Origin of the sequence: Tundrisphaera lichenicola (genome assembly GCF_051175385.1) — a bacterium.
Taxonomy (GTDB): Bacteria; Planctomycetota; Planctomycetia; order Isosphaerales; family Isosphaeraceae; genus Tundrisphaera; species Tundrisphaera lichenicola.
This window is the reverse complement of sequence record NZ_CP195106.1, coordinates 2,878,259-2,892,598: the sequence shown is the minus strand read 5'-3', so window position 1 is coordinate 2,892,598 and position 14,340 is coordinate 2,878,259. Positions and strand designations below refer to the sequence as shown.

General features: G+C 69.3%; 9 protein-coding genes. 2 read left to right on the top strand and 7 right to left on the bottom strand.

Going from position 1 to position 14,340, the window contains the following annotated elements; genetic code table 11:
- Positions 1 to 24 precede the first annotated feature (24 nt).
- From P12x_RS11440 to P12x_RS11415, 6 genes are all read right to left on the bottom strand, one after another.
- Entirely contained in the window at positions 25 to 576 is a 552-nt protein-coding gene (locus P12x_RS11440) for a hypothetical protein (RefSeq protein ID WP_435010997.1), read from the bottom strand.
- Positions 577 to 622: 46 nt separating this feature from the next.
- Entirely contained in the window at positions 623 to 1,765 is a 1,143-nt protein-coding gene (locus P12x_RS11435; RefSeq protein ID WP_435010996.1) for a hypothetical protein, read from the bottom strand.
- Entirely contained in the window at positions 1,762 to 2,712 is a 951-nt protein-coding gene (locus P12x_RS11430; protein ID WP_435010995.1) for a hypothetical protein, read from the bottom strand. The genes P12x_RS11435 and P12x_RS11430 overlap by 4 nt, the downstream gene beginning before the upstream one ends.
- 314 nt (positions 2,713 to 3,026) lie before the next feature.
- Positions 3,027 to 3,515: a hypothetical protein gene (locus P12x_RS11425; protein ID WP_435010994.1), complete on the bottom strand. Its 489-nt coding sequence runs from the start codon at positions 3,513 to 3,515 to the stop codon at positions 3,027 to 3,029.
- A 4-nt stretch (positions 3,516 to 3,519) separates the two neighbouring features.
- Positions 3,520 to 5,925 (bottom strand): alpha/beta hydrolase family protein, encoded by a 2,406-nt coding sequence (locus tag P12x_RS11420; protein WP_435010993.1) that lies wholly within the window; start codon positions 5,923 to 5,925, stop codon positions 3,520 to 3,522.
- Between the two features lie 108 nt (positions 5,926 to 6,033).
- On the bottom strand, positions 6,034 to 6,696 hold the full coding sequence (locus tag P12x_RS11415) for a class I SAM-dependent DNA methyltransferase (RefSeq protein WP_435010992.1): 663 nt from the start codon (positions 6,694 to 6,696) through the stop codon (positions 6,034 to 6,036).
- A 287-nt stretch (positions 6,697 to 6,983) separates the two neighbouring features.
- Between P12x_RS11415 and P12x_RS11410 the strand changes: the two genes are divergently transcribed.
- Positions 6,984 to 11,402 carry an amidohydrolase family protein gene (locus tag P12x_RS11410; RefSeq protein WP_435010991.1) on the top strand — a complete coding sequence of 1,473 codons (4,419 nt, stop codon included), beginning with the start codon at positions 6,984 to 6,986 and terminating at the stop codon, positions 11,400 to 11,402.
- Between the two features lie 120 nt (positions 11,403 to 11,522).
- On the top strand, positions 11,523 to 12,875 hold the full coding sequence (locus P12x_RS11405) for a sulfatase family protein (protein ID WP_435010990.1): 1,353 nt from the start codon (positions 11,523 to 11,525) through the stop codon (positions 12,873 to 12,875).
- Positions 12,876 to 12,898: 23 nt separating this feature from the next.
- Here P12x_RS11405 and P12x_RS11400 read toward each other — a convergent pair whose 3' ends face one another.
- Positions 12,899 to 14,236, bottom strand: a complete 1,338-nt coding sequence (locus P12x_RS11400; protein ID WP_435010989.1) for a hypothetical protein — start codon at positions 14,234 to 14,236, stop codon at positions 12,899 to 12,901.
- Between the last annotated feature and the right edge of the window lie 104 nt (positions 14,237 to 14,340).

Here is a 14,340-nt window from a genome sequence, read left to right as displayed (position 1 = left end):
GGCAATTATTCCACCTCCGGCAGGTCAGGGATTCGCGTTAAACGCGAAGTACATCTTGAACGCCGGCGGGCTGGTGGTCCGGTCGTACATCAGGCCGAGGTAGAGGCCTGGGGCGACCTGGCGGATCTCGTCCCGGTAATTCCCGTAAATCTTCGAGGTCCCTTCGTAATCGAGGATCATCGAGGGGTTTCCGTCGAGCCAGCTCGGGCCGGAGTAGACCTTGCCCTGGACGGCCCGGAGGCCGAAGAAGCGGTTGACGGCGGTGGAACTCTCGGGGTGGAAGACCTTGCCTTGCCAGGCGATCCGGGCGGCGTTGGAGCGGGCCCGGGGGAATCGGGCGTCGGGGTAGAGGGCCCGCCCTTTGACTTTGCCGGGGGGGACGGGCCCGGGGGGGGACTGGCGGTAGAGCTGGTCGAGTTGGGGGGCGGAGAGGGTGACGAGGTCGTCGAGGGTCCGGATCGTGGCGGGTGCTTGCATGAGGAGGACCTCGTCGGATCGGGCGGGTTGGGGGGCGAGCCAGGTACCGACGATCGCGCCAAGTCCGAGGATGCCGATAATTCGAGTCCGCTGACGCATGGCCCGCTCCCGATGGGTGGATGGCGGACCTGCCGGGCGGCCCGCCTTAGTTCGGGATATCGGCGGGCCGGGCTTCGAGGTTCAGGCCGTCGGGGAGTGGAATGTCGCCGGGGGACGGCCTGTCGGGCTCGGGGGAGATTTCCGGGTCGGGGCCTTCCTCGTCCTCGGGCAGGTCGGGGAGCCCGGGGATGATCCGCCGGGCCGAGACGACCTTCCAGCCGGTGTCGATGGCGTCGAGCCGGAACCGGACGAGCTTGAGCCGGAGGGGTGTGGGCGGGTCGCCGCTGGAGGCGAGCTGGTCCTTGATCTGGGCGGTGACCTCGGCCTCCTCGAAGAGGAATGGCCCGTCGGCCTTGATGGTGGGGAAGGGGCGCTTGAGCAGGGCGTCCCACGACTCGCGGTGCCGGGCGTAGTCCAGGGCCAACGCTTGCTCGGCCTCGGGGAGCGGGGGCTTGGCGTCTCGGACCAGCATCTTGTAGCTGGGGATGATCTTCTTGGGGGCGAGGATCCCCTCGGAGATCTTGGTGAAGACCCCGCCGAAGTCGATCGCCGCCTGCATGGCCTCCTCGGGGTCGCCGCTGGCCATCTTGGCGTAAATCTCGTCCTTCTCGGCCTTGGCCTTGGCGGCGTGGAGGGCGTCGAGGGTCTCGGCCGCCGGGCCGAGCACGTCCTTGGGCGTGAACCGGCCGGAGGCCTGGTCGTAGTCGAACCTCTTCTCGATCGACTGGTGGAGTCGGGCGATCGGGGCGAATGATCCCTTGATCCGCGAGGTCCGAGTCGGGTCGCGCTGGAGGTCTCGGAAGGAACGGATCGCGGGAGGGTCCTGGACGACTCCGACCTTGGCGGCGGCCTCGGCATCCCCCTTGGTCAGGGCGGTGAGGTAATCGTAGGCGGCCCGATCGACCATCGTCCGGGGTCTCGGGTCGAGCCATTGCTTGATCGAGGGCCAGGTGACGACTCCGACCACGGCCACGAACGGGATCAGGGCGAGCACGGCCCAGAGGAGCTTGCGGGACTTCCGGGGTTTCGTCGGCTCCTTGGGGACGAAGACGTTCCCCGGGGCGGCCGGCTCGGGCGAGGGGGCCACCTGCTCGGCCTCGCACTTGGGGCAGGCGACGGCCTGGCCGGCCTGGTCGTCGGAGGTCACGAAGGCGGCCTGGCAGCTCGGGCAGCGGAGTCGGAGGCTCATCGGGTCACCTCGAGGTCGGGATCGCCCGAGGGCGTGAAGGATGGGCTGGCCTGGCACCGCGGGCACTGGTCGGGCTCGCCCCGATACGGAGCCCCGCATCCGGGGCAGAGGCCGGCCGACCTCCGGAGATTGGGCAATGAGTTCTGGAGCGCGGCCCCTTCGGGGGTGTCGGCGAAGGTGTCGGCGACCCGACCGGCCAGGCTCGCCAGGTCGGCTCGGATCGGCCCGAGCTTCACCCGTCGGCGGACCTCGCCGACCAGCCACCGAGCGACCCGGCGATCGAGCTGGTCGAGGTCGTCCCCCCGGAGATGCTGGGTCAACTCGTCGCGGAGGTCGATCACGCGGATGGCCTCGCCCGCCCGGATCGAGGCATCGAGCCGCGATCGGAGATGGTCGATCACGCCCTGTCGGGCGTCGGCGAGGTCGGCCAGGAGCCGTGCCGCCTCGGGGCCGGGCCGGTCGCGGACGATCGCCCCGACCAGCCGGTCGGCCAGCGCCCAGCGCTTGCCGGAGATCGCCCGGCGAGCCTCTTCGAAGTCATCGTTCCGGGGGGAAACCTGGCCCGGATCGGGGAGCTTTTCGAGGGCCAGCGCGATCCGGCCGAGGATCGGCACGGCCTGCCGCTCGATCAGGTCCACGGCTCGGGCGGCGGCCTCGGACTGGTCGGCGACGGCCTCGATCAGCCCGGCCGAGGTCGCCAGCAACTTGCCCGCGATCCAGCCGGCTAACCCGAACCCGCCCAGATAGGTCAGGCCGATCACGCCCGCGATCCGCCGCTCGGCCCAGGTCAGTTGCATGTCGGAGACCAGCGGCCCGAGCTGTTCCATCGCCAGCGAACCCCCGATCGCCAGGAACCCGAACCGGACCCAGGGCGCGGTCCGGCTCAGCGTCCGGCCCGAGGCCCGGAGCGACTCGTATCGCGCGATGGTGGGGCCGGGGCGATTCATGAGGTCTCGTGGGTGCGATTCGAGATTGCGGAAATACTGCTGTTATTATGACGGAAAGGGTGAATATAAGCCAGGACTGGCGGGTCATGTGCCGACGATCATCGGTTCCGACGCCCCCTCTCCCCAGCCCTCCCCCACGCATGGGGGAGGGGGGACGTCGTTGGTGAATCGATTGCATAAATGTTCTTGAAACAGCTTCCTTCTTGTTTTGTGGGAATCGGCTTACGTCGGAGTCCGTTTTCTGGCTCCCTCTTCCCTCGTTGGGGAGGGTTGGAGAGAAAGGGCGAGCGACATCGCATCGGGGCTTGTTCGGATCAGTCTGCCTTCATGTCGACCGGCTCGGTGAACTCGACCCCCTGTACCTGATCGGCCTTGAGCGGCGGGTAGGGTGTCGCCTCGGCCGAGTTGCACCAGGACTTGCCGGTCGGGAGGTCGTGGAGGAAATAGAGCTGGTCGCCGTTGTCGAGGAACAGGTCCTCCTTGACGAAGAAGTGGCGGCCGACCAGGAGGAGCTTGGTCCCGTCCTTCGACCAGATCAGCCGTTCGGTCCCGGGCGGTCCGCCTTCGTCGGGGGAGCGGAAGATGGTGACCACCTCGTCCCGGGCCAGGTCTTCGAGGTTGATCGAGAAATTTCGGTCGATGTGAGGAGGGCCTTCCAGCAATCGGGCGCGAATCGTCTCGTCGGGCGAGAGGCGGCTCGTGGTCGTCGTCCGGGCCACGAGCTTCGTGTAGACGACCAGGGTGAGAACCGAGCCGGCCAGGCCCGCGAGGACCAGGCCGGCGACGATCAAGAACCACTTCATGCGATCACTCTCCCGAGTCGATCCACTTCGCGATCGCCGAGGGGTCGCCCGACTCCTTCTCGATCCGGATCTGAGCCGGGGAGTCGGCCAGCTCGTAGGCCCGGACGGGCCAGGTTCTGGCGAACGATTCTCCGGCCCCGCCGATCCGGAGGGGGGCGGGGGCGGTGAGGGCGGCGGCGACCTTCAGGCCCCCGAACTGGAGGACTCCGGGGAGGTCGAGGCCGGGCGGGACCGGCTTCGAGCCGTCCCCGTAGTCGAACCCCCCGAGGTCGATCGCAGTCCTTGCCAGCCCTTCGAGCGCAGGGCGGGCCAGGAGGGCCAGCGGGCCGACCTCGGCCTCGGCCACGAGGCTGATCTCGTGGACGTCGGGGAGCGTCCTGGCCCAGGCCAGGACCGTGGCGAGGTCTTCGGCTCGGTCGGCGGCCAGGGATCGGTTGTAGGTCTCGTAGTGGACCGTCTCGGCTCGATGATCGGCCGGGTCGGCGGGGTCGAGCGACTCGCCGACGAACAGCGGGTCGAAGCCGACGACCGACTGGCCCCGATCCAGCAGCGCCTTCGCGATCGGCGAGGGCTGGCCCTCGGGGGTGGTCAGATTCGCCTTGCCCCTCGCGGTGAAGAGGATGGTCAGGCGTCCGCTCGGGTGCCCCGGCTTGATCCGGACGACCGGGATCCGCTCGCCGGTCTTCTTGCGGCCGACGACGTGGTGGGCGATGCTCAGGCCGTCGCGCTCGACCTTGCGGATCTCCTTGGACATCGACTCGCGAGGCGTGGGCGACTCGATCCCGACGCGGACCTTCAAGGCGGTCGAGAGCTTCAGACGGCTCGCCTCCCAGCTCGCCGAGTCGGTCCCGGGGGCGTAGCCGTCGACCTGGTGGGCCAGGACATGGATCAGGTCGTTTTCCAGTTGATCGGCGGTCCGGGCGTCGGAGGGATAGGGGTTCTCGGTCGTGAACGCATAAAGATCTTCGGGCTTCTCGGGCTTGACGTCCCCTTCGCGGGTCGAAGTCGGATCCTCGACACCCAGGAGCCACTTGCCCAGGAAGGCGTAGACGGCGTCGCGGCTGGTCCTGTTGTAGTTGTGGGGGAAGTCGAAGACGTCGGCGCTGACGCGGTCGGTCATCCCGACCTGCCCGTAGACCTGGAGGATCGCCGGGAAGGCGTTGGTCATCGTCCGGGCTGTCCAGTCGCCGGTGGCCCCCACGATCTTCATCGGTCGCGGTGCGGCCAGGGCGGCGATCTCGACGTTGTCGGTCCCGTGCCTCAGGCCGGCGGCGTTCTCGCAGACGCAGCCCCCCTGGAAGCTGTCGGAGACCATCACGACGGGGGCCGAGACCTTCACCCGGTCATCCAGCGCGGTCAGGAAGAGGGTCTGGGTCGCGCCCCCGGACTCGCCGGTGACGGCCACCCGGGCGGGGTCGACGTCGGCCCGGGAGGTCAGGTAGTCGAGCGCCCGGATGCTGTTCCAGGTCTGGAGGCCGGGCAGGCTCAGGCCCCACCGGCGGAGCCGGTCGTTCAGGAACACATGCCCGAACGGCTTGCTATCGGCATATCCCACCATGTCGTACATGTAGACCACGCACCCGAGCTGGGCCAGCCGGATGCATCGGGACTGGACGTCGGGATTCACCCGGCCCTCGGGCCAGTGGCCGTGCGGGCACAGGACCAGCGGCCGACGGCCGGGCGGGAGGTTGGTGGGCCGATAGAGGTTGCCGGAGAGGAAGAAGCCGGGGAGCGTCTCCAGGACGACCTTGTCGATCGCGTAGCCGTCGCGTTCCAGGGTGCCGACGGTCCTGGGATTCATCGGAGTCCTGGGCGGCATCGGCCAGAGGCCGAGGGTCACGAGCATCTGCTCGCGGACGGCCCGGGCGCGGTCGCGCCAGGCCTGGGGCGAGTCGGGGGGCTGGAAGTCGGCCCCTTCCTGGTTGGTCCGGATCTCGGAGCGTCGGAGATCCTCGGTCGGGGCCGTCGACTTGATCCCGCCCCGGATCAGGTCGAGGGCCTTCTCGGGGGCGAACTCGGGGCTGGTCGAGAACGACAGGAGCGCGGGGACGGCGGCGGGCTCCGCTTCCTGGGGCGACTTCTCGACGACGACGGTCACGGGCTGGCCCGGCTCCAGGACGACCGCGCCGAGGGTCTTCCAGCCGAGCTTGGAGTCCTCCGCCCCGGACCTGGGATTGAGGGTGATCGCGAGCCCTTCGAGTTCGTTCTTGCGGCTGCTCCAGTCGGGCTGGCCGACCGACCAGACCTTGATGGTGTACTCGCCGGCCTGCGGGACGCGGAAGCCTTTGGAGAGCCCGGGGAGGTCGCTCGCGGTGAAGATCAGCGAGGCCGGGGGGTCGTCGGCCGCCGCCACCAAGGGGGCGAGTAGGGCGATCGGGAGGAGTCCGAAGAATGAGAGGGGCCTGAGCATGGGTTGGGTTCCAGCGGGTGTGACCTGCGATGGGTCGCGATGCGTTTCCTGCGGCGACCAGTGTCTCGAATCGGGTTAAGGTCCATCTCGATCGACTTGCGTCGATCGCTAGCTTGACTCGGCCTCCTCATTCGGCTTCTGGGCGAAGATGTAGACCCGCCGGCTCGGGTGCTCGACGTCCGGGTATGGGTCTCGCTCGATGATTTCCTCGACCCAGAACCCTGCCGACCTCAGGAGGTTCGTCATCTCCTCGGGGCGGAAAAAGTGGAAGTCGATCGAGGCTTCCCGGCCCCACCATTCGTCCAGGTGGAGGGAGTCGTCGCCGATGTGCAGGGCGAGGAGGAGCAGGCCCCCCGGCCGGAGCACCCTCCTGATCTCCGTCAGGACGTTCGCGACCTCGTCCCGAGGGATGTGGATCAGGGAATAGAAGGCAATGATGCTGCCCCAGGTCCGGTCCTCGGCACACAGCGACCGCATGTCTCCCTGACGGAATTCGATCGCCGGGTTCAGCTGCCGAGCGAGGCTCGCCATCTCGTCGGAGAGGTCGATTCCGATGATGTCCGTCCCTCGTTCGCGGAGGTAGCGGGCCACGTGCCCCGGCCCGCAGCCCAGGTCGCAAACGGGGCCGAGGGCGTTCGCACGGCCCGCGAAGCGGTCGAGCAGTTGGCGGTCGAGGGGCTTGTCCGCAAGCTCGCCGAAGATGCGACGGGCGTATTCCTCCGCGACGACGTCGTAACTGGCCCGAACAGCGTTGTCCCTCCGGTCGATCATGGCTTCACCTCGCGATTCGGCCGGGCTCGGGGAGATTCGGTCGTCATCCGGGCCGATTAAGGGGTCGATCCGCTCGCCCCGGTCGGTCCCCCCATCGGCCGCCGCTTGCCCGAGGTTATCCGGGATGTTAAGACTGTGAAGCGGGGAAAGCGAGCCTAAACCTTGCGCATCTCCCACGCTTTCGACGCTCCTTCCGGTAGAGCCCCTCGCGCGAACTCTCCCCTCGCGACGCGGGAGATCCCGAAATTGACACCTCTGGCCTCGCAACCGCCGGGAGTTTCCTGAACATGCTGGGCATCGTCCGACTGATCCCGAGGACGAAGCCCGTGGCCCTGATCCTGGCCACGGCGCTGACCGTCTCGTCCGCCGTCCCGCTCGTCTCGGCCGACCTAAGGCCCGATTATCAACCGGCGGCCTACGCGATCCGCGGGGCGAAGATCGTCCCCGTGGCCGGCGACCCGATCGAGTCGGGCACGGTGGTCGTCCGCGACGGCGTGATCGTCGACGTCGGCCCCTCGGACCGGGTCGAGGCGCCGTTCGACGCCGAGGTCATCGATGGCAAGGGCCTGATCGTCTACCCCGGATTCATCGACCTTTATACCACCACGGGCCAGGCCGCCAACGCGGTCAAGTCGCTGACCGGCCCCGGCCGCGACGTGAACTATTCCGACTTCGCCCTGCCCCGGACCCCGCCCGATAACCGGAACGGGATCACCCCCGAATACGAGGTCGCCGGATCGCTGGAGATCGGCGGGCTGGCCGAGGATCGGCGGAAGCTGGGCTTCACCGATGTCCTGGTCGCCCCCGGCGGCGCGATCGCGACCGGCCAGAGTGCCCTGGTCAGCACCAGCGGCCTGCCCCGTCGCGAGTCGGTCCTGAAGGCCCCGGTGGCGCTCCACATCGCGCTGCGGAGCCCCTCGGGCTCCCCGTTCGGCGAGGGGCACTCGCATGACGATGAGTTCGGGACCGCCGACACCATCGGCGCGACCCCCGGCCCGACCCAGGCACCCGGCACGCCGATCGCCCCGACCCCCGCGCCGGCCCCCGCCCCTCAGGGGCGTCGAGGCGGCGGATCGGTCGGCTATCCGACCTCGTTGATGGGCGTGGTCGCGCATCTCCGCCAGGCGATGCTCGACGCCGAGAACCACCACGATCGGCTGGCCTACTACGACCAGAAGGGCGGACCTCGCCCGGCCAATGACCCGGCCCTCGACGCCCTGTACGCCGCCAGGACCCGCGCGATGCCGGTCTGGTGGGAGGCCAATGCCCGAGACGAGATCCACCGGGCGCTCGACCTGGCCGAGGAGTTCGGGACCGATCCCGTGATCGTCGGCGGTCGCGAGGCCGGCAAGGCCGTCGCCCGGCTCCGGGCCAAGGACGTGCCCGTCGTCCTCCGGCTCGACTTCCCCGAGGAGCCCAAGGTCCCCTCCGAGGCCGAGTATCGCAAGAAGCCGATCGAGGAGCGGGCCGAGCCCCTGAAGGTCCTGGCCGAGAAGCTGGCCGACTGGAAGGAGCGGGTGGCCGTGGCCAGGACCCTGGCCGACGCCAACGTCCGATTCGCCTTCGTCGCCGAAGGGGACGGCAACAAGGCGGATTCCTTCCACGCCCAGCTCCGGAAGGTGATCGCCGCCGGGCTCTCGCCCGAGGCCGCGCTCGACGCCCTGACCCGCCGGGCCGCCGAGATCGCCGGAGTGGGTCAGCGACTCGGCACGATCGAGAAGGGCAAGCTCGGCCACCTGGTCGTCATGACCGCCCCTTTCGGAGACGAGAAGGCCAAGGTCCGCTACGTCCTGGCCGACGGGATCAAGTTCGACCTGGAGAAGAACAAGGCCGACTCGGCCAAGGAGAAGGGCAAGGGGGAAGGGGACGCCGCCAAGAAGGGGCGACGCCCCGGCAAGGCCTCCGGCAAGGAGGAAGCCCCCGAGTCCAAGGAAGGCGAATCCAAGGACGAGAAGAAGGACGAGGCCAAGCCGGGCGAGGCGGCCAAGGGCCAGCCCACCCCCGCCGTGGCCACGCCCGAGACCGGCGACGATCAGCCGCCCGAGACCCCGTTCGTGGACATCGCCTCGGAGTTCGACGCCGATCGCCGCCCCTCGATCAAGACCGGCGGGACCGTGCTCATCAAGGACGCCACGATCCTGACCGTCACCCGGGGGACGATCCCCAAGGGGTCGATCCTGGTCCGCGACGGCAAGATCGCCGAGGTCGGCCCGAACGTCGTCGCCCCCGAAGGGGTGACCGTGATCGACGCGACCGGGATGGTCGCCATGCCCGGGATCATCGACACCCACTCGCACCAGGCGATCCAGGGGGGCGTCAACGAGATGAGCCTCTCGATCGTCCCCGAGGTCCGCGTCAAGGACGTGGTGACCGGCGACGATCCGGGGATCTACCGGGCCCTGGCCGGCGGGACCACCACGGCCAGGCTCCTTCACGGGTCGGCCAACACGATCGGCGGCCAGGACGCCGTGATCAAGCACAAGCCCGGCCAGCCGGGTCGCGACCTGATGGTGAAGGACGGCCCGCAAGGGGTGAAGTTCGCCCTGGGCGAGAACGTGACCCGGCGGACCGGCCGTTTCCCCAACACCCGGATGGGGGTTGAGGCCACCATCGAGCGGGCCTTCGAGGAGGGCCGCGCCTACGGGATCGCCATGAAAGCCTACGAGGACGCCAAGAATCGGGGCGAGGCCGGGCCGCCCCCACGACGTGATCTCCGCCTGGAGGCGCTCTCGAAGATCGTCGACGGCTCGATCAAGATCCACAGCCACTGCTATCGGAGTGATGAGATCCTGATGCTCCTCCGGGTGGCCGCCCGGTACGGCGTCCGGGTCCAGTCGCTCCAGCACGTCCTGGAAGGCTACAAGGTGGCCGCCGAGATCGCCGCCCACGGGGCGAGCGCCTCGACCTTCTCGGACTGGTGGGCGTACAAGATCGAGGCCTTCGACGCCATCCCGTTCAACGCCGCCCTGATGACCCAGGCCGGGGTCTCCACCGTCATCAAGAGCGACAGCGAGGAGCTGATCCGGCACCTCCACCTCGAAGCCGCCAAGATGGTCAAGTACGGCGGGCTCCCCGAGGATCAGGCCCTGGCCATGATCACGATCAACTCCGCCCGCGAGCTGGGCCTCGACCGCCGGATCGGCTCGATCGAGGTCGGCAAGGATGCCGATATCGCGATCTTCAACGCCCACCCGTTCGACGGCTTCGCCCGTTGCGAGCTGGCCCTGGTCGATGGAGAGGTCCAGTTCCAGCGGAAGTCGAAGGACGGCAAGCTTGTCCCGCGGGCGGGCGACCACGTCGCGATGCCCGCCGCCGGGGTGATCGAGGCCAAGGCCCGGCCGCTCGACCTGGCGATCGCCGCCAATGGCACCTACGCCGTGACCGGGGCCACGCTCCACCCGGTCACCGGCCCCGATATCCCGAACGGGACGATTGTGATCTCCGGCGGCAAGATCGCCGCGATCGGCGACGAGAAGACCGAGATCCCGCCGGCCGCGAAGGTGGTCGACGCCAGGGGGCTGGATCTCTGGCCCGGACTGATCGACGCCGGGACGCCGCTGGGCCTCTACGAGGTCGGCAGCCTCCAGGAGACGCAGGACTCGTCCGACTCGGCCGAGTTCCAGCCCGAGCTTCGGGCCGCCGTCGCCCTGCACCCCGACAGCGAGCTGATCCCGGTCGCCCGGGCCAACGGCATCCTGGCGGCGTTCGTCCAGCCGTCGGGAGGGGTGATCTCCGGTCAGGGCTGCGTGATCGGTCTCGACGGCTGGGTGCCGTCCGAGATGGTCGTCCTCGAACGGGCCGGCCTGGTCGTGAACATCCCCCGTTATGTCGCCCCGGGCGAACGTCGAGGGCGGTTCGGCGCGGCTCGGGGCGGAGGCCCCGATCCCGACCAGGCCCGCAAGGATCGCCTGGAGGAGATCCGCGAGCAGTTCCGCAAGGCCCTGGCCTATGACAAGGTCGTGGCCGCCGCCCGCGACCGGAAGGCCCCGGCCCCGACCCCCGACCCCCGGCTCACGGCCCTTGTCCCCTATGCCAAAGGCGAGAAGCCGGTGATCTTCCGGGCCGAGGACCGGACCGAGATCCTCGACGCCTTGAAGATCGCGGCCGACCTGAAGCTCAAGGCCGTGATCTCCGGCGGGGATGACGCCTGGAAGGTGGCCGACGCCCTGAAGGCCGCGAAGGTCCCGGTCCTGGTGGGCGGGACGCTCCGGCTCCCGAGCGACGCGACCGACCCTTACGACTCGGCCTATGCCAACCCGGCTCGGCTCCACGAGGCGGGCGTGAGCTTCGCGATCAAGTCGGGCGGCTCCGACGTGGGGACCGCCTCGCGGAACCTCCCGTATGACGCCGCGATGGCCGTCGCCTTCGGCCTGCCCGAAGAGGCCGCCCTGAAGGCCGTGACCCTGGCCCCGGCCGAGATCCTGGGCGTGGCCGACCAGCTCGGCTCGCTCGAAGTCGGCAAGCGGGCCAACCTGGTCCTCACCGCCGGGCACGTCCTCCAGCCGACCACCGAGGTCAAGGGCCTCTTCCTCGCCGGTAAGCCCCTGCCGCCCGAGAGCCGCCACACCCGGCTCTACGCCAAGTACCAGCGGCGACTGGCCGAGGTGAAGGCCGGGACGGCACCGCTCGGCCTCGACGTCGAGCCCGGGAGTTCCTCGACGCCCGCCGCCAGCCCGGCCACCGGAGGCCAGGGAGGCCGGAAGTGACCGGCATGGCCTGAATCGGGCCCGCCCCCACGACCGGCCATCCTGGCGGAGGGATGGCCGGTCGACGTCTCGGGGTGGGCAGGTCCGTCAACCACCTTCGCCAACCTCGGGACCGCTCCCATGCTCCTCTCCCTCATCCCGGCCCTCGCGATGGTCGCCGCCTCGCCGGCGGTCGACCCGCCCGATCGCCGTCCGAACATCGTGCTGATCCTGGCCGACGACCTGGGACCCGGGGATCTCGGCGGGTCCGTGGCTCCGACGCCCCAGATCGACCGGATGGCCTCCGAGGGGACGAGCTTCTCCCGCTATTACTCGGCCGCGCCGATCTGCTCGCCGTCCCGCTGCGGGCTCCTGACGGGCCAGTCGCCGGGCCGATGGCGGATTACCAGCTATCTCCAGACGAAGGCCGGCAACCGGGCGTGCGGGCAGGCCGATTTCCTCGACCCGGCCGCCCCGTCTCTCCCTCGGGTCCTGAAGTCGGCGGGCTACGCCACCGAGCACGTCGGCAAGTGGCACCTGGGCGGGGGCCGCGACGTGGTCGATGCTCCCAAGTTCGCCGCCTATGGCTATGACCTCGGGCTTGGCACTTACGAGAGTCCCGAGCCTCATCCCGACCTGACCGCCCGCGAATGGATCTGGTCGGCCGTCGACCCGGTCAAGCGGTGGGATCGGACGCGCTGGATGGTCGACCGGACGCTCGACTTCCTCCGATCGCACCCCGATCAGCCCTGCTTCGTCAATCTCTGGCTCGACGACCCCCACACGCCCTGGGTCCCCTCGGCCGAGGACCAGGAGGCGAAGCCGGACGGTCGGGCCTCGGGCAAGGCCAACACCCCGGCGAGGCTCAAGGGGGTCATGATCGAACTCGACCGCCAGGTCGGGCGGCTCCTCCAGGAGCTTCGCGATCATCCTTCGAGTCGCCCCACGCTGGTCCTCTTCCTCTCGGACAACGGGCCGCTCCCGCCCTTCGCCGGCCAGGCGCGCACCGGGAAGCTCAAGGGGAGCAAGCTGAGCCTCTACGAGGGGGGGATCCGCCTCCCATTCATCGCCTGGGGACCGGGGCTGGTCCCCGCCGGCAAGACCAACGCGGCGACCGTCCTGACCGCCTTCGACCTCTTCCCGTCGCTCGCCCGGATCGCCGGGGCCGAACTGCCGATCGGCTATCAAGGGGATGGGGAGGATCTCTCGCCCGCCATCCTCGGCGCTTCCGAGCCGATCCGGACCCGCCCCGTCTTCTGGGAGTATGGCCGGGGCGGGACGGGCTTCGCTTATCCGGCCCCGAAGAATCGGTCGCCGGACCTGGCCATGCTCGACGGGGACTGGAAGATCCTGGCCAACCTCGACGGGTCGGGGACCGAACTCTACGACCTCGCCCGCGACCCCCAGGAATCCGTCAATCTCGCGACCGAGCGGCCCGAGGCCGCCGCCCGGCTCCAGGAAGCCTTGCTCCGCTGGCGGAAGACGCTCCCCTGATCGAATCCGAAGTCGATCGCCGACTACTTCCCTCGGATCAGCTCGATGGCCGCGTCGGCCAGGATCCGGCCCGTGTCGGGGGCCATCTGGCTGGGCGGGCCGAAGGTGCATTCGTAGCCGCCTCGGGGGAAAGCGTCCTCGGTCGGGAGGTAGCCGAGCATCCCGTTGGCGTAGCCGACGACGAAGGTCCGGACCGGCCAGGTTTCCTCCTTGATCCTCAGGCCATGCTCGACGAACGACTCCGAGGGCTGCGAGGCGAAGGCCAGGTCGCCCAGGCGAATGACCTGGACCTCGGTCGACTCTTCCTTCTTCTCGCGGATCATCGCGACCAGCGGCGGGATCTTCCGTTCATAATAGCCCGCCTCGCCGAACCGCTGAGTGCCGGGCCTTTTCCCCCGGATGTCGTCCTCGTTCACGTCCCGATAGCGGACCGTCACCGACCTCGAGACCGCCGAGACCGATCCGGGTGTTGTCCAGGACGGCTTTTCCAGGGATTTCATGACATCCAGGGCCAGGGCCTCGCCGATGGCTTCCTTGGACCGGCCCGGGCCTCCGGCCGGGTCGTCGTAGGCGATGTTCCCGGCCGCCCCCTGGAGGAAAAGCGTCACGGGGATCCCCCTCGCCTTGAGTTCCCGGGCGATCACGCCCGGATAGCCTGCGCTGAAGAATGAGTCGCCGCCGTGGTGGGTCGGATGGCAGGTGAAGCTCACCAGGGCCCCTCGGATCGAACCGTCCTTGCCCCGGACGGCCAGGACGCCGACCTCGGGGTCGATCGGCCCTTCGTAGCCCAGGGCCAGGGGGTCGCGAAACTGGCCGTGGGTCCGCGAGGTCCCGTCCCGCATCCGGATCCGGCGGTTGTACGCGACGCCCCATTCGAACGCGATCCCCGGGGCGATTTCCGAGACCTCGCGAGAGGCCAGGGCCTTGCCGACCGCCTCGGAAGCCGCGTCGACCATCCGGGTGATGTAGCCTTCGTCCCTCGGCAATGCCTCGTCGATCATGGCCGGGCCGGCATGATTGTGCGTCGCCGCCACCATCACCCGACCGCCCGGGATCTGGTGATCCCGCTCGATCTTACGCCGGATCGTCGCGGTATCCGCCGCGCTCACCAATGCCACATCAAGCTGGAGGATCGCCACCGGTCCGCCCTCGCCTCGCTCGAAGACGGCGGCCCGGGCAAAGAGCGGGTCGATCGCCGAGTCGCCCACCAGCTTCGAGTTCCACCCCTGCCTGGGTGTCCCCTTGGGCGGCGTGATGTCGACCTCGCCGAAGCCCGCCCGGAAGTCCGGGGAGATATCCGCCATGGCGGGCAGTCCGGCCAGGATCATCCATCCTAAAATCGACCCGATGTTCCGTCTCATGCCGGCCTCATTTCGCAGGTGTCGGTCCGGGACGCTCGCTCAATCTTCTCGGAATAACGCCATCGACACGGCCAGGCCGATCGGCGACCGTGTGGAGTCGGCCC

Bases quoted from the DNA above. Each gene is read 5' to 3' on its own strand.
- P12x_RS11410 (WP_435010991.1), top strand. From the start codon at position 6,984: ATGCTGGGCATCGTCCGACTGATCCCGAGGACGAAGCCCGTGGCCCTG.
- P12x_RS11415 (WP_435010992.1), bottom strand. From the start codon at position 6,696: ATGATCGACCGGAGGGACAACGCTGTTCGGGCCAGTTACGACGTCGTC.
- P12x_RS11400 (WP_435010989.1), bottom strand. From the start codon at position 14,236: ATGAGACGGAACATCGGGTCGATTTTAGGATGGATGATCCTGGCCGGA.
- P12x_RS11435 (WP_435010996.1), bottom strand. From the start codon at position 1,765: ATGAGCCTCCGACTCCGCTGCCCGAGCTGCCAGGCCGCCTTCGTGACC.
- P12x_RS11420 (WP_435010993.1), bottom strand. From the start codon at position 5,925: ATGCTCAGGCCCCTCTCATTCTTCGGACTCCTCCCGATCGCCCTACTC.
- P12x_RS11405 (WP_435010990.1), top strand. From the start codon at position 11,523: ATGCTCCTCTCCCTCATCCCGGCCCTCGCGATGGTCGCCGCCTCGCCG.
- P12x_RS11440 (WP_435010997.1), bottom strand. From the start codon at position 576: ATGCGTCAGCGGACTCGAATTATCGGCATCCTCGGACTTGGCGCGATC.
- P12x_RS11430 (WP_435010995.1), bottom strand. From the start codon at position 2,712: ATGAATCGCCCCGGCCCCACCATCGCGCGATACGAGTCGCTCCGGGCC.
- P12x_RS11425 (WP_435010994.1), bottom strand. From the start codon at position 3,515: ATGAAGTGGTTCTTGATCGTCGCCGGCCTGGTCCTCGCGGGCCTGGCC.